Source organism: Sulfurospirillum sp. hDNRA2, from assembly GCF_024206095.2.
Lineage (GTDB): Bacteria > Campylobacterota > Campylobacteria > Campylobacterales > Sulfurospirillaceae > Sulfurospirillum.
In genome coordinates this window covers 1356406-1378505 of sequence record NZ_CP159800.1, presented here as the reverse complement: position 1 = coordinate 1378505, position 22100 = coordinate 1356406, and the positions used below count along the sequence as shown (strand labels likewise).

Genomic DNA, 22100 nt, shown 5'->3' with positions numbered 1-22100 from the left:
GATGAAAAGAAATTTAGAATTTGAGTTCTCGGCAGGGCTTCGTTGGACGCACTGGCTAAGAGCAATCGCTATCGCGGTATTAACCGTAACGGGTTTTTACTTGACGTATGTTTTCATTATTCCGGAAGCTTCGGATGAGCCGATTCTCTTTTTGAATGCCAAATTTAGAATGTGGCACGAGATCGCAGGCTTTTTGTTGATTGCCGTTACGCTTTTTAAACTCTACCTTTTCTTAATCGACAAGGTCAGTATGAAAGAGCGAATCGCATTTTTAGACTTTATCAGTCCGAAAATTTGGATTCAACAAATTAAATATTACCTTTTTATGGGAGAACATCCTCATTTAAGAGGCGTGTACAATCCTTTGCAATTCATTGCATACGTCGGTTTATACGCAATGGTTTTCGTGATCAGTTTAACGGGACTTATCCTGTACGTTCACATGTACCAAGGCGGCGGCATCGGTCTTTTCTTGTACGACTTTATGCGTCCGATTGAGGCGATGATGGGTGGTCTTGCGATGGTAAGAGAAATTCACCATATCGTTATGTGGGGTATTTTGATCTTCTTACCGATCCACATTTATATGGCTATCTTTAACTCGATTATGGGTAAAGAGGGCTCTATGGATGCCATTATTAGCGGTTACAAGTTTACAAAACACGATTCAAAACACTAAGCGAGTTTTGGCTTGAAAGTGTTGATTTTAGGCATTGGCAACGTGATGTTCTCCGACGAAGGCGTCGGAGTGCATCTTTGCCGCCTTGTGGAACAAAAATATGCGTTTTCTTCTTCTGAGCATACCTTAGATTTTATCGACGGCGGTACGCTCGCACAAAGATTAATTCCCGTCATTGCCGAATACGATTATTTGATCGTTCTCGATTGCGTCGATGCCGACGACGGCGAGATCGGCGATGTTTACTTCTTCGACTTTGAAAGCGTTCCTAGCTCTATTACATGGCAAGGAAGCGCGCATGAAGTCGAAATGCTTCAAACCTTAACGATGATGGATATGGTCGGCGATAGACCGCCGACGAAAGTTATCGGCATCGTTCCCGAAGTCGTAGACGATACGACGCTTGAGATGACGCAAGCCGTCCTTAAAGGCAGCAGCGTTATGGAAAGCGTTTTACTCAAACATTTGGTCGAATTAGGTTTTACTTATGAACAAATTGCTACGCTTACGATACAAGAAGTCGCAAACGCATCTTGTTTGGAGGAGCGATGATTTTAGCATTTGAATTTGAATACGGTTCGAATAACGACATTTTAGAGAGATTGCTGTGTGAGATTGCAACAGATTTTGCGATTTTACATGCCATTCAACGCACACACAATACGATAACGCTGTTCGTAGAAGATAACGAAGAGCGTTTAGGTGCTTTTGCCGATACTTTAGCAACAATGCTTCCCTTGTCGATTTTTTTCAAATCGACCAATGTCTTTGTCGCACCGAATAGACCTCAAGACGGCATTGTATGTACGTCTGCCTTATGCGAAGATATTGTGTTTACTCCCAAACATTTGGCTTTCGTCGACGAAACGCTTTCGCCTTCTTTGACAACCAGCGGTTTTGACATGTACGAAAACGAGACGCTTATCGCCAAGGGAACCACGCGCGACGAACGTGAGAGCCTTTACGAGAAGTTGGTCGATACGCTCGTTCAAGGTCATTTCATCAAGGTTTGTTATCGTAACGAAACGTATACGATCGCGCCGATCGAAGCGTACGAGGCAGTTTCTCAAACGGGTGATGCGGAGGTGATCGCTACCGATTTATCGGCGTTGGAGCGTATGGTTGTCATCCGCGACAATGAAATTAAAGCCTTGGCGACGTTAGAACGTCCGGCGTTACGTTTAAAAGTCAATGCCGTATTTGCACAAAAAAACTCTATTGCTTCACGCGTCTGGATACGTTTAGCGAACGATCTTTTTTTATACCAGCTTTCCAAAGCACTTCAAAAAAAAGGCGTAGCGTTTCTGGCTAAAGCGACGAAACCTTGCGAGTCTGCTTCTTTTTCAGTCGTGATCGACGAAAATACGATAATCGATACGAGGCGTATTTGCGTTTTTGAAAACGGCGAAATCGTAGTGTTAAAAGACGATACGGTTCCTATGCCCGAAGCATTGCAAAAGATCGAAGAGCCTTCTCATCGCGCTTTTGCTTCGATTATGCATGAGCATCAAATTTTTGAGAACGTGACGACGTGTTTTTACCTGAGTTGCACTCACGACGATCGCATTATGCAGTATTCTAAAGAACACGGCATGCTCAATCTGGTTTCGTTTCCTTTGCCCGCAAGCTACCAAGCTTTGTTTGAGGAAATTGAGCATACGAGCGCAAGTGCGAAGCGTTTGGTTGAAAATTATCGAACGCAATTTCCTGATCTTTACGCCAAAGCATTGGCGACACCTATTCCTGCGAATTTACCGAAAAGTATTTTTTCGTTATGGAACATCGCTTCACTTCTTTTAGGATTGTGCGACGTATGGGAAGAGGGTGCGCAAAAATTGATTGAAAATGCCGAAGACTTCGGGGGTCAAAAAGGACCTCGCATCGATTATTATCTCCAAAAAGAAGATGCTTTAATCAGCGACTTTAATTACCTTCGTTTGATTCGTAGCGCAATGAGTTTTAAACTCGCGGGAACGGACGACGTAACGCTTAGTTTCGGTTTTATGGAGAGTTTGGCGTATTTTATCAGCGATATTTCCGATGCGCACAAAGAGAATATGGGATGCGAAAAAATCGCTTTGGGCGGCTTGATGTTCGGATTGAAACGTTTCAGTGAAATGGTCATTAAAAATATCAAACCTAACCATACGATTTGTATGAATCAAGAATTGCCGATTGATGGCTAAAGAGCGTATTTTTTACCGTATCGAGGGTATCGTTCAAGGGGTCGGTTTTCGACCTTTTGTTTACGTTTTAGCCCTTCGGTACGCTCTTAGCGGTGTCGTTTTTAACAATGCATCGGGTGTTTTCATCGAAGTTCAAGGAAACGAAGCGGCGTTGAGGGCTTTTGAAAAAGCACTTTTTGACGAATTGCCTCCGCTTGCACGTATCGATTTTTGGGAGAAAAAAAGAGTTGCGTTTCAGGCGGACGAAAGCACTTTCGTTATTGCTCCCAGCGATGCGAGTATGCAAAAATCGTCTTTAGTTCTGCCCGACATGAGCTTGTGCGAGGAGTGTTTGCGGGAGCTAAACGACCCGAACAACCGACGTCACGGCTATTTTTTTATCAACTGCACGCATTGCGGACCTCGTTATTCGATCATTCAAACCGTTCCTTACGATAGAGTCTCGACATCGATGGCTTCGTTTCAGATGTGCGAAGCATGCGAAAAAGAGTATCAAGACCCTACCGATAGGCGTTACCATGCCCAGCCGATCAGTTGTTCCAAATGCGGTCCTACGCTTACGTTGCGATCGATGCAAGGCGAAACGCTTGCGACGAACGAAGCCGCAATCGTGCGTTTGGCAGAACTGATTCATGCGGGTCATATCGTCGCAATGAAAGGTATGGGCGGCTTTCATCTAATCTGCGACGCAACCGACGATAACGTCGTTTTAAAACTCCGAGAGCGCAAACACCGTCCTTCAAAACCCTTTGCCGTGATGCTAAAAGACCTAGACGCCGTCAAAAACATATGCGTTATGCGTGAAGAAGAAGCCCAAGGTATTAGCTCGCAACTGCGCCCGATCGTGCTTTTAAAACGCAATGAAACCGCCTCGTCATTAAGCTTACATGTAGCGCCTTTTACCGATAGACTCGGCGTTTTTTTACCGTATACGCCTTTACATGTTATCTTATTTCAAAACTTACGCGTTCCGATTATTGCGACAAGCGCCAATCGTTCGGGCGAACCGATTATTAGTGATAGCGAAACCTTGGTTGAAAAACTCTCAAACGTCGTCGAATATTATCTGGATTATAACCGCGATATCGTGCATCGAAGCGACGATAGCGTCGTGCAGTTTATCGGTGATAAGATGCTTTTGATGCGTGCTTCACGAGGCATTGCGCCGCATAGTTTTCGCGTCGATTCAAGCGATCATCGTGCGATTTTAGCCGTTGGAGCGCACCAAAAAAACGCGATCGCTATTTATCTTAACCACCAGATTATTGTTTCGCCTTATATCGGCGATTTGGACAACGTGGCAAGCCATATGTTGTTTGAAGAGATGATTGCTTCGTTTGAGCGTTTTTACGGTTTTGTTCCCGAATTGATCGTGGGCGATTTACATCCGCAGTATCTCTCGACGCTTTGGGCGAAAAAACAACCCGTCGCCTTTTTGCAAGTGCAACATCACTACGCGCATGTTTTGTCGGTGATGTGCGAATACGGACTGAACGAAAAAGTCTTAGGTTTTGCATGGGACGGGACGGGATACGGAGACGACGGCGTCATTTGGGGAAGCGAATGCATGGTGTGCGATAAGCAAGGCTATGAACGCGTTGCTTCGTTAGAGCCTTTTTTACTCTTGGGCGGCGATGCGAGCATTAAAGAGAGTAAACGTATCTTGGCATCGATGTTGTGGCAAGCAATGGGTGATCGAGCCGATGAAGTGCTGCTTGAGTATTTTGACGAAGGTTCTCTCAAAACGCTCAAGCACGCCTATACTAAAAAGATCAACGCGCCGCTGTGTTCGTCGATGGGACGGCTTTTCGATGCGGTGGCGATTTTGTGCGGTATGCAAAGCGACGTTAGCTACGACGGTCAAAGCGGGCTTTGGTTGGAGCGCCTTTACGACGAGACGATCGTAGAGCGTTACGACGTCACGATCGATGCTCAAACGATCCGTTTTTTACCGATGCTCGAAGCGATGCTTCACGAAAGCGAACCGCGTATGATTGCCTCTAAATTTATCAATACGTTAGTCGGCATTATAGATGAAATAATACAACGATACTCCCTAAAAATCGTACTTTGCGGCGGTGTGTTTCAAAATCGCACATTGATGGAACAACTTGTTTTGCACATCTCAAAACCGCTTTATTTCCCGCAAAAGATCGCTATTAACGACGGCGGCATTTGCGTCGGTCAACTCTACAAAGCACTTCAGAGCTAGCATTAATATTTTTATTATGCAATAATTAAAGAATAATCTGATTAGAATCGTTATGAATGTTATTTTAAAGGATACACTATGGATAAAATTATTCGATTTAGCGTCTCTTTGCCGGAAAAGCTTTTAGAAGAGCTGGATAAAAAGGTGGACGTACAAGGGTATGCGTCTCGCAGTGAATTTACAAGAGATTTAATCCGAGAAAAAATCGTTAAAGACGATTGGCAAGACGACGGTAGCGACGTTATCGGCGTTTTAGCTATGATTTACACGCATCATCAAAACGAATTGGTCCAAAAAATTTTAGAGATTCAACACGACGCCAAAGTGCATATCATGTGCAATACGCACGTACATGTTACGCATGAAAACTGTTTAGAAACGGTTATGGTGACGGGAAAAGTCTCCGATATTAAAGATTTTGCGCAAAAAATCGCAGGATTGAAAGGCGTCAAATTCTGTAAACTCATCGAAGCATCGATTCCCGCTTCGTAAATCTTTGATCGTAAAGGGTAAACACGCCGTTTACCCTCTCTTCATACGCCTAATGCTACGCGATATTTTTTTAATACGGAATATGCCTGATGTCTCTAACAACGAACGATTCTCAAAAACTCTTAGTGTTAAATAAGCCAAAAGGCTATCTGGTCACGCGCTCTGACGATTTGGGGCGTAAAACCGTTTACGCACTTTTACCCGAGTGGGTATATACCGAGGGCTGGATGCCTATCGGTCGCTTAGACCTTGACTCCAAAGGATTGTTGCTTTTTACGACCGACGGGCAGATCGGCAACGCGCTTACCAAACCGGGGCATTGCATCAAAACGTATGAGATTTGGGTAAGAGGGCATGTCATGGACGAACACATTGCTCAAGCACTCAAGGGCGTGCAAAGCCCTGAGGGTTTACTCAAAGCACTCGAGGTCGAAAAAATCAGCACGGGCGGCGCGAAAACAAAACTTCGTGTCAAAATAGACGAAGGAAAAAACCGCCACATTCGCCGCCTTTTCGGAGCACTCAAAGACCCAAAATACGGCACGCCCTTAAAAGTTTTGGAACTCACGCGCACGCATATCGGCTTTTTTGAACTGGACGTTCCCCTCGGAAAATGGCGTTTCCTAAGCACGGAAGAAGAGAAGAAGCTTTTAAAGAAACTCAAGTAACATCAAAACGCAACCGTTTCGCTTTGAATACCGACATGTAAGATACAAACAAAGACAAGGGATAAAATGAAAAAAACAATGCTCCTCTTCCTCATAGGCTTAAACCTCTTCGCTGGCACGCCCGTGTGTGACTCGGGCAAAGTGGTTAAGCTCCTCAGTGATGACACTGTAGGCAGTCGTCATCAGCGTTTCATCGTCAAATTGGCATCGGGTAAAACGCTCTTAATCGCTCACAACATCGACATCGCGCCTAAAGTTACACCCTTGCAAGAGGGCGGAGTTGTGAATTTTTGCGGTGACTTGGAAACCAATGACAAAGGCGGCGTCGTCCACTGGACGCACCGTGACCCTCAACATCGTCACAATGGCGGCTTTTTGGAATATAATGGGAAGAGATATGAGTAGAGGGGAAAAGTTTATTTCATTTAAATTCTGATACTATCAGTAATGAAACATAAAAAAATCTAATTTTTTGCTAAACTTACAATATTGCCAAAATAAATTATTACGAAATTTTCACAAAGGAACTAAATGAAAACAATTGATGTCTTTGGAGTTTCAAATAGCAATATCGCATCTTATATTCAAAGAGAAGATGTTGACTCACGCTTTCTTGAAGGATTAAAACGTAATAAACATATAGTTGTTTTTGGATCATCTAAACAAGGTAAGACAGCTTTAACCAATAAACATCTAAAAGAAAGTGACTTTGTTCGAGTAAATTGTTCTCCAGAAACAGAGCCGATTGATATTTATAAATCAATTCTCAGACAACTCAAAGTTGAGTTTGAAGAAGAAAAAACGACCAATTCTTCTGATGAAATAAGTAGCAAAATTGGATTGAAAGCAAAAGTAAAAATTCCTTTTTTTGCAGATTCCGAAGCACAAGGTGAAATGGCTCTAAAAGGATCTTCAGGAGAGCAAAGTAAGTATAAACATATTGAGTATAATTTAGCGTTACCTCAAGATATAAGTGAAATTTTAAAATCTAACAATTTTACAAAACGTATAATTTTAGAAAACTTCCACTACCTTGAAGAATCTGCCCAACAGGACATGGCATTTCATCTTCGAGTATTTGAAGATTATAACATTTTGTTTATCATTCTTGGTATCTGGCGTGAAAAAAATCGGTTAGCTCAATTTAATGGTGATCTACAAGATAGATTAATTGAAATCCCTGTCGAACCATGGAAAAGAGAAGATTTCCAAAAAGTAGTTGAAGTTGGTGAAAACTTATTAAATGTATCTTTTCAAGATGTATTTGAAACTATTATTGATAATTCTTTTGACAGTATTGGCGTATTCCAAGAATTATGTAAAGAATGCTGTTTGGCTGCTGAAGTCGAAACTACACAAGAAGATCGACACTTTATCTTGCAAGAAAATTTAAATACAGCAATTGCAAGAAAAGTCGAGGATTACACAGGTAGACACATTCGCAGTTTAGAAACATTTGTTGAACAGAAAGTGAAAAAAACCGATGAAATTCCATTATATATTGCATACTACTTTGTTAAATATCTCTTTAGCTTAACATCATTAAATATTGAAGCTGGACTTAAACGTCCTGACATTTTAGGGGGTATACAAGCTAATCACCATAGACCATCTGATGTCAGATCGTCCGACATGAGTTATTTCTTACACAACCTTACAGCAACTCAAATTAAAAAGAATATTATTCCTCCATTATTTGATTACGATAGAAGTACACGAAAGCTAAAAGTTATTGATTCAACACTTTATTTTTTTCTAAAGAATATAGATAAAGACGAGCTTTTTGAAGAATTTGATAAACCAGCAGGAATTTAAAAAGGAATAAACATTAGGATCAAAGCTAAAATTTTTATTCTTTGATCCTTTTCATCGCCTCTTTATACACTTCCATCTCTTCACGTTTGCCGACGGTGACGACATAGATCACCAATTCATTCTCGATGATTTTATACACAATACGCACCTGTTTTTTCGCGACATACGTTTTATAGTAACCGCTCAAATCGAGGTTGTTTTTATTGCCGAGAGGTTGACCCAAGAGAGGTGAGTGTTGTAACTGCGCTAGTTTTTTGAAGATCAATACAACCAAAGAGTGATCAAAGCTTTTTAAATCTTCTTCAACCAAAGGATGCGTTTTGATGGCATACATTTACAGTGACTTTGGATCGACATTGAACTTTTTAGCAAGCTCTTCAAAGGGCACATACGAAGACAAAGGAGTATTTTTGCGCGCTTGTACCGCTTCAAAAATCTCTTGATGTTCCATCGTTTCAAAAAGCTCTTCAAGCGATTTGAGGCGTTCGTATTCATCGGTGGAGATGACGACGGCTTCAAGTTTATTGTTTTTCAAAATCCCCACTTTTTCGCACGATTGCTCTTTGATGCCTTTAAGAATGGTAGCAATCTTTTTCGTAAAATCCGTAATTGATAAAAGCTCATTTGGAGCGTATTTGACTGTCATGGTATATCCTATTATTTATATGCAAATATTATAGTAAATTTACCAGTAAATTACAAGTTACTTCTCATTAATCTACCAACACAATTCCCACCCCCTCAAGCAACCCAAGTGCTTCAAAACGGCTGAAAATGGCACCTTTGAGGTGGTTGGTACGAAGGTCGATGCGGGTGTTGATGGCGTCTGTGAAGTTGGCGTTTTCCAGATGGGTTTGGTGAAATAGCGCGCCTTTGAAGTCGGTTCCGGCGAAATTGGCGTGAGAGAGCAGGGCGGAGCGAAAGTCGACCTCTTTGGCGCGACACGCTTTCATGACAAGCCCTTCCATAAAAAGCCCAAAAAAGTTACTATCATCTACAATGCACTCGTCAAATTTGAGCGGCAAAGGGTTCAGCAGGCTTTTCCAGTTTGCCATGCACCAGTCGATGCCGTTCATTTTACAGCTCGTAAATGCCGTATTGGAGAATTTGGTGTCGGTCAGTTTCATAACACTGAGGTTGCAGTTTTCAAAATGGCAGTCGATGAAACGGCACGCGTAAAAGAACGTTTCGCTAAAGTCGCACGAGACAAAGGTGCACTCCTCAAATTCGGCTTTATTGACACGCTTTGCGTGCAAATCAACCCCCTCAAAACGTTCGGCAAAACAGTCCAAATGATCGACGATAGCGATGTTAGGCATGCTCATTTCCTTTTACATGTAAAGCGACCCACGCCTTAGGTGTCATGGCAAACCACTTCTTAAATGCCCTTAAAAACGGGCTTGGCTCAGCATAACCCAAGTATGTCGCAATGGTCGCGATGCCCAGACCTTTTTGCAGATAATGCGCCGCTAACTTTTGACGCACCTCGCCTAAAAGTTCGACAAAACTGCTGTTTTCCTCTTTGAGTTTTTTTTGAAGCGTTCGCGGATGCAAACCCACCTTTTGCGCTACACTCTCAAGCGAAACATCAAGCTCACCTGTGGCGATAAGAATGTAGCCTAAGACCTGCTCTTTGAGACTTCCATGCACACTCATACCCAAGCTCTGTTCCGCCTCTTTTTCAAAGACACGAAGCAAGTAAGGATTGTCATAGCTGGTTTTCATTGAGAGTTGCGTCTTGTCAAAAAAGAGGGCGTTTTCCACCTCATCAAAAACGATGTTCAGCCCAAAAACGTTCTGGTACGCTTTTACATGTAAAGGTTTGGCATGCCTAAATGTCGTGCGTATGGGGAAGATGGGTTTGGGGATGATTTTGTTGATGAGATGGAGCATCGCACTGAGGTGAATCTCCGCGCTGTACTTTTCAAGATGATACATCTCGCCCTCTTTGTGAATGAGCAGGGTCAGTTTGTAAACGCCATCGTCTTTTGTAAAAATGGGCTTAAGCGTTTTACCAACAAGCGGATAGTAGCGGCACAGCTTCACGATGGCATCTTCAACGTTGCTTGAATGTAGTAACAAATAGCCTAAAATGCCCAGATTGTTGGGTGTGACAGACTCAGCAAAGGTAAATAACACCCCCGCATCGCCTGTGCGAGTGACTGCTTCATCGATGAGATCGTGCACGTATGTAGCATTGATTTTTGCACCTTTTACATGTAAATCTTTGAGCACTATTCCACGCTCGTTAAGAAAGGGTGTTGCATCAAAGGCATACTGCTTGGTTAAAAACGAGAGAATGAACAAAAAAGCTTCCGCAGGTGCTTGCTTCAAATCTTCCGGTCGCAAAATGTCATCCTTAGAGTCGTAAAATGTCACTTAAATTTTTAAAGCAGATTATATACTAAGGGCTCTAAATCTTGCTTAAGGACTTCAAATGAACGCTTACAGTCTCGTTCTTGCAGTGCACGTTATCTCCGTTGCGACATGGATGATCATGCTGGTGTATCTGCCCAAACTTTTCGTCTATCACATCAATGCACCCCAAAATGCTCATGCGACTATCGCGCTTCAAGAGAGCAGTCTCTTTAAAGTCGGTACGGTTGCGATGCTTTTCTCAATCAAATTCGGGGCAATTTTACTCTACCTCAATCCGCATCTGCTTCAAAGCGGAGGGTGGTTGCATCTTAAACTTACATTGGTTACGGGTATGGTAGTATATCACCTTACATGTAAAACGTTTATACGCCGATTTGCGCAAGAGAGCATTCCTCAAAACGTGCGCTTTTTCAAGCTTTTTCGCGTGATACCGGAGATCACTACGGCGGTTATTATCCTGCTTAGCATCGTTAAACCGTTTTAGTTTCTTTTCTTCATTTTTAAGTCGTCTCAGGTTATGATTGGACGAGCAAACGCGCAAGGAGAAGCAATGGAAAAAATCGGCGACGCGATATTGACGCTACTGGGTACATTGGAAGAGATCTTAAAAAAGGCGGACATCAACACGGTTGCGACCAAAACCAACGCACAGCATCGTACGATCAAGCAAATTGTCGGGCATCTGTGCGATTCGGCGTCGAACAATACCCATCGCATCGTTCATTTACAGTATCAAAGCAGTCCGTTGATCTTTCCCGATTATGCCAATCTCGGTAAAAACGACTTATGGATCAAACTTCAAGCCTACAATGCCTACGATTGGGAAGATTTGCAAGCATTACTGAAAGCGACCGCTAAACACGTTGTCCATGTCATTAAAAACGTCGATGAAACAAAGCTCCAAAACGAGTGGATTAGCGCATTGAACGAGCGAATTTCTTTAGAAGCGATGATCGTTGATTTTCCAAGACATTTCAAACTCCATCTTGACGAAATCGTCGCATTGTTACAAGATTAAAGAAGCAGTGATGCCGAACATTTTAGAAATATCGCAATTGGGCTCTTCCGTCATTCGCATGCATGCCAAAGAAATACGCGACATCCGCGCACCTGAAATTCAAATGCTGATCGACGCTATGATCGCGACATGTCAAGAGGCTAAAGGTGCGGGAATCGCAGCACCCCAAGTCGGACATTCGCTTTGTGTGCTGATTATGGCTTCTGCTCCCAATAAACGCTATCCCAACGCTCCGTTGATGGAGCCGACCGCGCTAATCAATCCGCGCATTCTTGCATTCTCCGAGGAAAAAGAGAAAGATTGGGAAGGGTGTTTGAGCATTCCGGGGATTCGAGCGCGCGTGCCGAGACACGCTCACGTCGAAGTCGCCTACGTCGATAGAAAAGGCAAAGCGCAACACGCTTTTTTTGACGGATTTTTGGCGCGTCTTTTTCAACACGAGTTTGATCATCTCATCGGCAAAGTCTTTATCGACCGTGTCGATTCGACCGAAGATATCATCACGGAAAAAGAGTACCAACGTCTCCTTAACATGTAAAAACTTTTCTACATGTAAGCTTTTTTATCGTCCGATCTCTTGACATTTAAAAATCAAAAATGTACCATTTCACAAAATAAATGACTGACGGTCATTCATTAAAGAGGTGACATGGCACGTATTATCGACAAGGAAGAAAAACGTTTAGAAATAGCCCGAGCGGCCATACCGCTGTTTGCCGCTAAAAATATCTCTCAAATCAGCATCGACGAAATTGCTAAAAACGCCGGTGTTGCCAAAGGGACGATCTACCTCTATTTTAAAAATAAAGAGGAGATCATCTTTACGATTTGGGATATGCTCTCACGCAATCATGAAGAAGCGTATGCCAAACGAGCCATGCATGTAACGAGTGCAAAAGCGAAGATTTTGGAGTATTTTAATTTCAACGAATGCGGACTCGAATACGACAAAGAGCAGATGATTACGCTTTATCAACACTCGCTCAGCGCTATGCTGATCGATACGACGGGACTTTACACGGCTTATTTTGATAGGTTTATCCGACAAGATTACGATCTCATCTCCGCTTGTTTGCAAGAAGGTATTCAATCGGGCGAATTTGAAATCGACGACGTGGAACTCCTGACCTACACGATCATCATGTTACTCAAAGGAATGCTCGTACGTGCAAAAGCCGGCAATATGCACTTTGATGAAGCACAACAAACACTTTCAAAACATATCTCTAACCTTTTGCAACAGTATATAAGGAAATCACGATGAAAAAACGGATACTTTTTTTGCCTTTTCTTTTTCCGCTTTTGGCGATGGCGGGAAATTTGCCCGAACTCTTAAGCTTGGCGGAGCAAAACAAGCTCGTCGAGTCGTCTCGCTATAGCGTCGAGTCCGCGCAAGAAAAGGAGTATGCCCTCAAAAGTTCATACTTACCGAGCCTCTCTTTAGGCGCCAATCAAACATTCAATCAGGTCGAAAGCGTTCTTTCCCCCGATAAAAGTCGAACGGGTTCGGCAACGCTTTCGTTTGTGATCTACGACGGCGGAAAACGCGGGGCATTGTTCGATCAGCAAGAAGCTTTAGTACGCTCCGCCACGTTTTCGCTCGCTTCCACACAAAACAACGTCTCCTTAAACGTCGTTTATTATTATTACAACTATCTTAGCACCTTAGCGAGCAAAGAAGCGACCTTACAAAAAAAAGAGCAACTCGAAGCCGAGCGTTACCGTCTTGAAAAATTTCTCTCCGTCGGGACGACGACCGAAGACGAACTCCAAAAAATCGTCTCCAATATCGAACAAACTAACGTCGATCTTTTAAGCTTGGACAATACGCTCAATAATATTTCCAACGCGTTAGAGTACCTCACGGGAACGCGCGTATCGGTTGAAAAAGGCTCAATTTTACGGCTCGAAAACACGTCTGAAAACGCAAGCGAGCGTTTCGATATTTTAGCGATGGAACAAAACGTCCAAAGTGCCAAATCCGAAGCGGACGTTGCCAAAGCCGGATACTTACCGACGATCAAACTCCAAGATACGTATTCTCGCTACAAATACGATTACGAAAATCCCAAATTAGCGGCGCAAAACGACGGCGATCATCAAAATACGGTTATGTTGGCCTTAGAATGGAAAGTTTTTGATTTCGGTTCTACCGCGGCAACCGACGAAGCGGCACGTAAAAACTATCTTGCTAAAAGCAGTGAACTTTCTTACGAGAAAAGCAAAGCCAAAGCTTCGTTAAAAAGTGCTCAAAACAGTTACCAAACCGCTCTTGCCAAGATCGAAGCCGCTCGAGCCAAACTCACTGCTTCTTCGATGACCTATGAACTCGTAAAAAAGAAATACCAGCAAGGTATCGTCAATAACGTCAGCTATCTCGACGCTCTAAGCGATAAATACAATGCAACATCCCAATTACAAACCGCTCTCAATGAAGTAGAGTACCAAAAAGCCGTCCTTTTATATGAAATGGGGCGAGAAATAAAAGGAGCTATCCAATGAAAAAACTTTTGATCACCCTATGTTTGCTACTCAACGCTCTTTATGCCGAAGATATTTACGCGACCTTTGACGTGTTGAGCGACCAAACGTCTGATCTAGGCGTTTCGGTTTCCGGCGTCGTCGGTGCATTATACGTTAACGTCGGCACGTATGCCAAAAAAGGCGATCTTTTATTAGCGCTTCAAAATAGTGAAGAAAAACAGGAGGTAGAGAGTGCGCGCATCGCGATGCAAAGTGCTCAAAAAAGTGCCGAACACGCCCAAAAAACATACGAGCGTTATGCGGCGATTGCCGATGTGATCGACAAAGAGAAGATGGACAACTACCGCTACGAAAAAGACGTTGCGGCACTCTCTTACCAAAATGCGCGAACGACGCTTGCTATGAAAGAAGCGGCTTTTGCTAAAACCGAACTTCGCGCACCCTACGATTTGGTCGTTACTAAAAAACAAACGGAGCTAGGCAGTATCGTTTTTGGAGGTCAAACGACGCTTTTAAGCGCAATGAACCCTCATATGATCAAACTTGTGTTGAAATTTGACGAGAAATATTGGCAAAAAGTGAAAATCGGACAAAAATTTACCTACAAAGTCGACGGAAGCGATAAAACGTATGAGGGAACGATCACGAAGATTTACCCTTCCGTTTTAAGTGCGACGCGTGAGATGCAAGCCGAAGTCAAAGCGGCGGATTTGATGCCCGGACTTTTCGGTAACGGCATGATTAAAGCGGAATAGCCTTATGTATAAACTATCCATTAATCGCCCCATAACAACGCTTATGGGTGTTTTAACGTTCATCGTTTTCGGACTGATGTCGTACAATACGATGCCGATTAACCTTTACCCCAACGTCGACTTCCCCGTCGTGACGATTCAAACAACCTACAACGGTGCCGATCCGTCCACGGTTGAGACGAAAGTCACCGATAAAATCGAAGAAGCGGTTTCGGGCGTCGACGGTATCGATAAATTGATGTCGACCAGCTACGAAGGATTTAGCGTCGTGACCGTTCAATTTGAACTCACGAAAAATCTAGACGTCGCGACCAACGACGTGCGCGACAAAATCGGTGCTTTAAATTTACCGATCGAAGTCGATAAGCCCGTCGTGAAAAAACTAGGCGCCAGCGGCGCGGTCGTGAGCCTTTTTATTGCCGATAAAGGCGATAACTCCAAAGCCTTGATGCGCTTAGCCGACGAAAAGCTCAAAGCCCAACTGCAACGCATTAAAGGCGTAGGCGAAGTCAATATCGTCGGTTACCAAGATCGGGAAATCCGCATCTTTATCGATCCGTTTTTATTGGCAAAGTATGCGCTTTCTTCCTCCGACGTCAGTGCGATTATCGCGAAGCAAAATATTAAGCAAGGTACCGGCAAGATGGTCGATCAAACGCAAGAGATCATCCTCAAAGCCGAAGGCGACGCACAAAATTTCGACGAAATAGGAGAGATCCTCGTCAAACCGGGCGTGCGGCTTAAAGACGTTGCGACGATTCAAGACGGACTCAGCGATGCAAAAAGCTACTCATCGTACAACGGCCAACGCGGCGTCACGCTTGAAGTGAAAAAGATTGCGGGCGAAAACTCGTTGACGATTATTAACGGCGTCAAAAAAGCCTTACCGCACCTTCAGCATTTAGCCGGCGATCAATTTGAAATTAAAGTGCTTCAAGATCAATCCGAAAAGATTATGATCAATATTAACAACGTGCGTTTCGACCTGATTTTCGGTGCATTTTTATCGATTATCATCGTGTTTGCTTTTTTACGCAACATGACTGCGACCGTCGTTTCGGCACTTGCCATTCCGACGTCGGTTATCGGAACGTTTGCCATTATTCATGCCTTAGGCTATGACCTTAACCGCCTAACGTTGATCGGCTTGACGCTTGCCATCGGTATTTTTATCGACGATGCCATCGTCGTTATCGAAAATATTATGAAAAAAATGGAAGAGGGCATGGAGCCTTTTCGCGCCTCGTTTGAGGGTATTAAAGAGGTGGCGTTTTCGATCTTGGCGATTTCATCCGTCTTACTTGCCGTTTTTATTCCGGTGGCGTTTATGGACGGCATCGTGGGAATGTTCTTTAACTCGTTTGCGATGACGGTAGCTGCGGGTATCGTGATCTCGTATCTGGTAGCGGTCATGTTTATTCCCAGTGTCGGAGCTAGGGTTTTGAGTGCCAAAGAGAGCAAGTTTTACTATGCGACCGAGCCGATTTTAAAAGCCGTCGATCAAGCGTACGTCAAAATCTTAAAACCGATTTTACGCTTTAAAACGTTGACGATTATCGCCACCGTCGGGTTATTGATTTTTTCGACGACGTTGAAAGTGGGCATGAGCTTTTTACCGATGCAAGACAACAGCGAGTTTCAAGTCGTCATTAAAGCACCCGTGGGGATTAATCTGGAAACGATGAAAGCGAAAATCGCACCGATCGATGCTTTGCTAAAAGAGGATCACGACATTGTTTATTCGATCTCTTCGATCGGCTACAACTCCGCAAAAGAGATTCACAAAGCTAAATTCTATGCCAAATTAAAACCCGTTGCCGAACGTACGCGAACGCAAGAACAGATTATTCAGTTCTATCGCGATAAGCTTAAAACGTATCAAGATTTTACGATTTTAGTGGAAAAAGTCGACGATTTCGACACGGGCGGAACGACCGCACCCGTACAAGTCGTCATTACCGGAGATAGCCTCGAAGAGCTCGATACCGCTTCGCGTAAGCTGATGGACGTTTTAAAACAGACCCAAGGTATCGTCGATATCGACCGCGATTTTGAGGACGGAAAACCTGAAGTTAAAGTCTCCATTTTACGTGAAAACGCTCAACGCGTCGGCGTTAGCGTTAAAGAGATCGCTTCGGTGTTGGCATCGGCGTATTCAAGCGACAGTGCCGTTTCTTACTTTGAAGACAACGGCCGACAATTTGATATTACGGTGCGCTATAACGACGATTACCGAAAATCGCTGGAAGATTTAAAAAAGCTCAAAGTACGTAATGCGGAAGGCAATTTCGTGGCACTTGAAGGACTCTTAAACTTAGAAGAGGGAACGGGTAACGCATCGATCAACCGATTTGATCGTGAAAGAAAAGTGCTTGTCACCGCCAATATTTTCAACACGTCGTTGGATAAGATCGTGACCGTGATTAACGAAAAGATGCCTTCAATTTTACAAAAAGGGTACAGTTATCGTTATACCGGCGACGTCGAAAATATGGAAGACACCAATAAAGCTTTCGGTGCGGCGGTTTTACTTGCCGTGATCTTAATTTACCTTATTTTGGCGGCCTTGTACGAATCCGTCGTTCAACCGTTTATCATTATGATTTCGATGCCGCTCTCTTTTACCGGTGTTATGATTGCGCTGTATCTCAGCGGTAATGCCTTTAGTTTGTTCGTTATGATCGGTATTATCTTGCTTTTGGGTATGGTCGGTAAAAACGCCATTTTGGTCGTCGACTTTGCGAACCGCGCGATCAAAGAGGGAAAAAGCATCGACGATGCGCTTTTGGAAGCGGGAGAAAAACGTTTACGTCCGATTTTAATGACCACGTTTGCGATGATCGGAGCGATGGCTCCTTTGGCGTTCGGACACGGCGCGGGACACGAATCCAACTCTCCGATGGCATTGGCGATTATCGGCGGACTTTTAAGTTCAACCGTTTTAACGCTTTTGGTCGTTCCTGCGATTTATAAGTTTATGTATCCGCTGGATGCATGGTTGAGAAAATGGTACGAAAAAGGTATTGTTGAATAATAATCCAGCAGTGAAAATACTCGGGCGTTAATAAACGTCACAACCCTTACATGTAAAGGGAAAACCTTTACATGTAAGAATTTATTGATTGCGTTTTCTGTCTTTTTTCGCTTGTTTGGCTTTCGCTTTCGCCTTAGCTTTTTGCGCGTCGCTCGGTTTTGCTTTATCGGAGTTGACCGCACCGACGTTTTCTTGTTTTTTTTCATACGGAACCGTATGCTTTTGTTGCGTCGCAAGTCCCGCTAGCTTATAACCTTTTTCCATTTTAACGCTGTTATTGAGCAATCCGCCCATTTTTTTCTCCTTCATATTTTACCCATCGGGCGATTTGAGCAATATCCTCGGGCGTGGTTTGACAACACCCTCCGATAATGTTTGCTCCTTTTTGATACCAAGTATACGCCATTTTAGCATGCATTCCGCTTTGAGAGACGCCGTCCCACGTTTTGCTAAGCGCATTATACGTCGCTCCGCCGTTGGGATAGACGATAATCGGCTTTTGAGTGACGGCGCGTATTTGCTCGATCAACGCTTCAATGTACTGCGGCGCGGTACAATTAATGCCGATAGCAACGATATTCTCGCACGTATCTAAAACCTTGGCACACTCTTGAATCGATTCGCCGCTGTTTATGTGCTTGCCGTCTTTGGCACTAAAGCTTATCCATGCATAGACGTTTGGATGATTTTTGAGCAAAGAAGCGAGTGCTTTAGCTTCCAAAAGGCAGGGAATCGTCTCACACGCCAGCAAATCGGGTTTGGCTTCAATGAGTGCTTCCAAACGATCGGCATGAAACGCTTCCAACATTTCTTGGCTTAAACCGTAGTTGCCGCGAAACTCCGAACCGTCCGCCAAATACGCCCCGTATGGTCCAACCGACGCGGCGACCAAAGGTTTGAGACGGTCTTTTCGATTGGCTTCATCTGCCCAAAACGATGCTACCGTCTCTTGCGCGATACGCACCGAGGATTGTATCAGTTTTTTTGCTTCTTCACGACTCACGCCGCGCTTCATAAAACCCTCAAACGTGGCTTGATAACTAGCACTCGTTACGCAATCGGCTCCCGCTTTGAGGTAATCTTCGTGTACTTTCGCGACGGCACGCGGATTGTGCATCAAAAACGTTGCCGACCATAACGGATCGTTGATCTCATAGCCTTGACGTTCCAACTCCGTTCCGAACGCTCCGTCTAAAATCAACACGTTTTGCTTTTTTAAAAAAGGTTCTATCGGATTCATGCGTTTTTGCCTCGATAATTTTTCGTGCATTATACCCTGAGTTTCTTTTTAGCTACAATATGCACGAAGTTTTTTACCTATCAAAAGGAACGTCGTGAACGAGAACAACCTTGTGAGCATTCAACAATATGCCGTTAAACATAAAATGAGCACGTTTGCCGTAATCAAACAAATCAACGCAGGTCACGTGAAAACCGTTAAAAAAGACGACCAAGACTATGTTCTTGATGAAAGTATTTCTCAAACGCCGCCTAGTGCTTTATTGCCACAACCTGTCAAAAAGGTAGAAGAGGAGGGGAAAACAGCAGACGTCGATTACGAAGCAAAGTTTCATGAACTTCTTTCCAAATACATCGACCTTCACGAAAAATACACCCGCCTTATCGAGGAAAAATACGATGCGAAGAAATGAATTTGAGGTCAATGACAAACAAGCCTCGATTGCGCTTTTGAACGAATGCGACTACGGTACGCTCTGCTTACTCGATAAAACCGTTCCTTACGGCGTGCCGCTCAATTTTGCATGCTGGGAAGAGGGCATCGTTTTTCACGGTGCGAAAGAGGGCAAAAAGATGGAACTTATCGCACGCAACAACGCAGCGTCGTTTAATGCCGTTTCATGTTATTCGTACATTCCTTCCTATTTTAGTCACACGAGTGCCGCGTGTCCCGCGACGCAATTTTTTGCCAGCGTGAGTATGGGCGGAGAAATCGTCATCATCGACAATGCCGAGCAAAAAGCAAGTGCTTTAAACGCGTTGATGCAAAAACTCCAACCAGAAAAGCGTTACGAAACCATCGACGTTCAAAATCCTATCTACACCAAAATGGTCGAAAAAACGGCGATTTTCAAATTGGAGCCTACGTGGATGACGATGAAACTCAAATTAGGGCAACAGCTTAGCAAGGAAAAAAAAGAAGATTTTATTGCGCAGTTAGAAGAACGCGGTACGCCTTTGGATCGTATCACCGCTCAAGCCATGCGAGCTACGCTTTAAAACGTACATGTAAGAAACGAGGGCAGAGCGTCTCAACCCTCGTTTTGGCTTAATCGCGATGCAAAATATCGAGCGTTTTTTCGTAAACACCGAGCTTTTGAAGCTCTTCGCCTAGCGTTTGCGTTAAGGTTGCTTGGGATTTTAACTCATTGGAAATCGTATGGCTTTGTTCGGCAAGTTTTTCCATATTGGACGAAAGCGTGCCGCTCTTAGACGAAACATCCATCAATCCGCTGCTCACGCCGCCCATTGTTTTACTGATATTTTCGACCGCTTGAATAATCGTACTGACCGAAGCATTCGTCTCAGAGAGGCTTTTTTGCGTGCGTTCCGCCAGCTTTCTGACTTCATCGGCAACGACGGCAAAACCGCGACCGTGTTCACCCGCACGTGCGGCTTCGATGGCGGCATTGAGTGCAAGCAAATTGGTTTGATCGGCAATATCGGAAATAACGCTTAAAACGACGCGAATATCGCGTACATTGTTGGTTAAATTTTCAATATCGATCACAAGATTGGCGTTATCGACGCTTCCTTTTTCCATACTCGAGGCAAAAAGTCCAAACTCTTGTTCGACATGCCCGAGATTGTCTTCGATCGCATTGATAGAGCTTACCGCTTGACTGAGAACGTTACCGATATTTTGAAGTACGGGCATACTGTGCTTCATCTGATCCAACATCGCTTTATAAATGGCTTGGATCATCGTTTGGCGATTGATTTTTCGCTGCAAAAAGTAACTTTGAAATCCGGCGTATTTTTGCACAAAATTTTCGACGTAGTCGTCTTCAAAAACGCTTTGATCGAGAGCATAAAAGAAAATAGCACTTAAAGTTTGGTTGATATTGACGCCCAAAAGTTCTCCGAACGTCGAAAAGCCGGCGACTGGAACCTCTTTGAAAATGGAAAGACGATGAATTTCCGAAGCATTGCACAAACGTCTTAAGATACAGTCGTTAAAAATCGCCCCGATAGGTTTTGGTTTGTTGCGGCTAAATTGCGCATAGTCTTGTTGCGTTGTCTGCACAAAATCCGTCTTTTCCAACAACAAAAGCTCTTCTCCCGCTTCGATGTCGCAATAAAAATGTATCGTATCGTTGATCGTATCGATGGAAGCGACGGAACGAATATAAATTTCGCCGTTAATTTCGATACCGAAAGTGTAATTGGCAAGTTTAGCGTTCAAAGCATCGACAGAGCATTTAAAATGGTCGCTTAAAGCGGCAACGACGCCGATTCCCGTATGGTTGCGGCGGTCTAAAAAAGTATGAACCGAGCGCGTAAGCGGATTTGCGGATAAAACGCTAAACGAAGTGGATGTTTTTCTGAAATTTTGGCTTTTAAAAATGCCGAAACGAAACTGCGGCGATAATTTGATAAAAGTAACGACGGCATGGTGGCGCAATGTTCGCGTTCCGTCATATATGTAGGTATTTTGAAAGTCGAGTTTTCCGCCGGCACTCCCTCCGATGAGAAGACAGGGAAACTTACCGACATTGTAAACGGCCTCCATAAAAAAACTTTCACTGGCACTCAATCCGTCGATCAAAGTGTAACCGATAGTATCATCAAAACGCATTTTAAAAGGAATACGAATTTTTTTAATCTCTTCTTCGATACTTTTAACGCGCTCAAGCGTTGATTTTTTACTCGTCCCTATATCTTCGCTTTTTAAGGCAACGGAGGCGACAAAGACATCGCTTACCATTTGCTCCGAAAAAAGCATCAAAACGATATTGTCTCCTTCTCCGGCATTCGCGGAAGAGTACAACGAAGACGCAGCGGCGTTTTGATGAAGTGCGCAACTGCACAATTCTCCCGCCGTCGTGGAAAGTATTAAGGTCGTATTAGGAGGAAGCGTCGCTTTGAGCTTCGAAGCGATTGTATTAAAGTCTAGTGCCGGCGATACAAAGCCTAAAGCTACCTTCGGGACAAACGAGAGTGCATTTAAAGTGCTCGTAATCTCGTTTTCGTGAAAATTGAGCGTAATAAGAGAATCTAAAAGTGCGGAGGGCATTTTTTGAGACGTCGTTTCGGCCGATGAATGTAAAAAACTAAACATGTAAGACTTGCTCCTTTTTATAACAACGATAGACCGTATACCAATAGTAACGCTAATTATCTTAAAAATAATCTAAAG

General features: G+C 43.7%; 24 protein-coding genes. 17 read left to right on the top strand and 7 right to left on the bottom strand.

The features are described from left to right. The first annotated feature begins 1 nt into the window (after position 1). The 8 genes from cybH (at position 2) to NL930_RS06915 (ending at position 8052) form a co-directional block, all read left to right on the top strand. Positions 2-679, top strand: coding sequence for a Ni/Fe-hydrogenase, b-type cytochrome subunit (cybH, locus tag NL930_RS06950; RefSeq protein ID WP_039674429.1), 678 nt, complete (start codon positions 2-4; stop codon positions 677-679). Positions 680-691: 12 nt separating this feature from the next. Next, positions 692-1231: a HyaD/HybD family hydrogenase maturation endopeptidase gene (locus tag NL930_RS06945; protein ID WP_254376120.1), complete on the top strand. Its 540-nt coding sequence runs from the start codon at positions 692-694 to the stop codon at positions 1229-1231. Beyond that, complete coding sequence (locus NL930_RS06940; protein WP_254376119.1) at positions 1228-2865, top strand: hypothetical protein; 1638 nt, start codon at positions 1228-1230, stop codon at positions 2863-2865. The genes NL930_RS06945 and NL930_RS06940 overlap by 4 nt, the downstream gene beginning before the upstream one ends. Next, positions 2858-5077 carry a carbamoyltransferase HypF gene (gene hypF, locus NL930_RS06935; RefSeq protein WP_254376118.1) on the top strand — a complete coding sequence of 740 codons (2220 nt, stop codon included), beginning with the start codon at positions 2858-2860 and terminating at the stop codon, positions 5075-5077. The genes NL930_RS06940 and hypF overlap by 8 nt, the downstream gene beginning before the upstream one ends. Positions 5078-5155: 78 nt before the next feature. Then, positions 5156-5569 (top strand): nickel-responsive transcriptional regulator NikR, encoded by a 414-nt coding sequence (nikR, locus tag NL930_RS06930; protein WP_039674438.1) that lies wholly within the window; start codon positions 5156-5158, stop codon positions 5567-5569. An 89-nt stretch (positions 5570-5658) separates the two neighbouring features. After that, complete coding sequence (locus NL930_RS06925; RefSeq protein ID WP_254376117.1) at positions 5659-6237, top strand: pseudouridine synthase; 579 nt, start codon at positions 5659-5661, stop codon at positions 6235-6237. A 66-nt stretch (positions 6238-6303) separates the two neighbouring features. Further along, positions 6304-6642 carry a DUF3465 domain-containing protein gene (locus NL930_RS06920; protein ID WP_254376116.1) on the top strand — a complete coding sequence of 113 codons (339 nt, stop codon included), beginning with the start codon at positions 6304-6306 and terminating at the stop codon, positions 6640-6642. Positions 6643-6768: 126 nt separating this feature from the next. Then, a complete protein-coding gene (locus tag NL930_RS06915; protein ID WP_254376115.1) occupies positions 6769-8052 on the top strand; it encodes an ATP-binding protein in 1284 nt (427 codons plus the stop codon). A gap of 34 nt (positions 8053-8086) precedes the next feature. Here NL930_RS06915 and NL930_RS06910 read toward each other — a convergent pair whose 3' ends face one another. The 4 genes from NL930_RS06910 to NL930_RS06895 form a co-directional block, all read right to left on the bottom strand. Further along, complete coding sequence (locus tag NL930_RS06910; protein ID WP_254376114.1) at positions 8087-8386, bottom strand: type II toxin-antitoxin system RelE/ParE family toxin; 300 nt, start codon at positions 8384-8386, stop codon at positions 8087-8089. Further along, a complete protein-coding gene (locus tag NL930_RS06905) occupies positions 8387-8698 on the bottom strand; it encodes a type II toxin-antitoxin system Phd/YefM family antitoxin (protein ID WP_254376113.1) in 312 nt (103 codons plus the stop codon). A gap of 67 nt (positions 8699-8765) precedes the next feature. Beyond that, a complete protein-coding gene (locus NL930_RS06900; protein WP_254376112.1) occupies positions 8766-9371 on the bottom strand; it encodes a pentapeptide repeat-containing protein in 606 nt (201 codons plus the stop codon). Further along, complete coding sequence (locus NL930_RS06895; protein ID WP_254376111.1) at positions 9364-10401, bottom strand: AraC family transcriptional regulator; 1038 nt, start codon at positions 10399-10401, stop codon at positions 9364-9366. The genes NL930_RS06900 and NL930_RS06895 overlap by 8 nt, the downstream gene beginning before the upstream one ends. An 88-nt stretch (positions 10402-10489) precedes the next feature. On the opposite strand from NL930_RS06895, the gene NL930_RS06890 reads away from it, so the two are divergent. From NL930_RS06890 to NL930_RS06860, 7 genes are all read left to right on the top strand, one after another. Continuing rightward, on the top strand, positions 10490-10915 hold the full coding sequence (locus NL930_RS06890) for a CopD family protein (RefSeq protein WP_039674450.1): 426 nt from the start codon (positions 10490-10492) through the stop codon (positions 10913-10915). Positions 10916-10981: 66 nt separating this feature from the next. Then, on the top strand, positions 10982-11449 hold the full coding sequence (locus NL930_RS06885; RefSeq protein ID WP_254376110.1) for a hypothetical protein: 468 nt from the start codon (positions 10982-10984) through the stop codon (positions 11447-11449). A 10-nt stretch (positions 11450-11459) separates the two neighbouring features. Then, complete coding sequence (gene def, locus NL930_RS06880) at positions 11460-11987, top strand: peptide deformylase (protein ID WP_254376109.1); 528 nt, start codon at positions 11460-11462, stop codon at positions 11985-11987. 111 nt (positions 11988-12098) lie between these two features. Beyond that, positions 12099-12713: a TetR/AcrR family transcriptional regulator gene (locus tag NL930_RS06875; protein ID WP_254376108.1), complete on the top strand. Its 615-nt coding sequence runs from the start codon at positions 12099-12101 to the stop codon at positions 12711-12713. Further along, positions 12710-13951: a TolC family protein gene (locus tag NL930_RS06870; protein WP_254376107.1), complete on the top strand. Its 1242-nt coding sequence runs from the start codon at positions 12710-12712 to the stop codon at positions 13949-13951. Before NL930_RS06875 ends, NL930_RS06870 begins: the two co-directional genes overlap by 4 nt. After that, a complete protein-coding gene (locus tag NL930_RS06865; protein ID WP_254376106.1) occupies positions 13948-14688 on the top strand; it encodes an efflux RND transporter periplasmic adaptor subunit in 741 nt (246 codons plus the stop codon). Before NL930_RS06870 ends, NL930_RS06865 begins: the two co-directional genes overlap by 4 nt. 4 nt (positions 14689-14692) lie before the next feature. Further along, positions 14693-17722: an efflux RND transporter permease subunit gene (locus tag NL930_RS06860; protein WP_254376105.1), complete on the top strand. Its 3030-nt coding sequence runs from the start codon at positions 14693-14695 to the stop codon at positions 17720-17722. Positions 17723-17803: 81 nt separating this feature from the next. Here NL930_RS06860 and NL930_RS06855 read toward each other — a convergent pair whose 3' ends face one another. Both NL930_RS06855 and mmuM read right to left on the bottom strand, forming a co-directional pair. Next, positions 17804-18016 carry a hypothetical protein gene (locus tag NL930_RS06855; RefSeq protein WP_039674462.1) on the bottom strand — a complete coding sequence of 71 codons (213 nt, stop codon included), beginning with the start codon at positions 18014-18016 and terminating at the stop codon, positions 17804-17806. Continuing rightward, complete coding sequence (mmuM, locus tag NL930_RS06850; RefSeq protein ID WP_254376104.1) at positions 17997-18962, bottom strand: homocysteine S-methyltransferase; 966 nt, start codon at positions 18960-18962, stop codon at positions 17997-17999. Before mmuM ends, NL930_RS06855 begins: the two co-directional genes overlap by 20 nt. A gap of 94 nt (positions 18963-19056) precedes the next feature. Here mmuM and NL930_RS06845 point away from each other — a divergent pair, with 94 nt between their 5' ends. Together NL930_RS06845 and NL930_RS06840 are read left to right on the top strand one after the other, a co-directional pair. After that, the gene (locus NL930_RS06845; protein WP_254376103.1) at positions 19057-19374 is read left to right on the top strand and encodes a hypothetical protein; all 318 of its coding nucleotides are present in this window, start codon (positions 19057-19059) and stop codon (positions 19372-19374) included. Then, entirely contained in the window at positions 19361-19960 is a 600-nt protein-coding gene (locus NL930_RS06840; RefSeq protein WP_254376102.1) for a pyridoxamine 5'-phosphate oxidase family protein, read from the top strand. The genes NL930_RS06845 and NL930_RS06840 overlap by 14 nt, the downstream gene beginning before the upstream one ends. 49 nt (positions 19961-20009) lie before the next feature. Here the strand turns inward: NL930_RS06840 and NL930_RS13390 are convergent, their stop codons facing one another. Then, positions 20010-22022 carry a methyl-accepting chemotaxis protein gene (locus NL930_RS13390; protein WP_373027856.1) on the bottom strand — a complete coding sequence of 671 codons (2013 nt, stop codon included), beginning with the start codon at positions 22020-22022 and terminating at the stop codon, positions 20010-20012. Between the last annotated feature and the right edge of the window lie 78 nt (positions 22023-22100).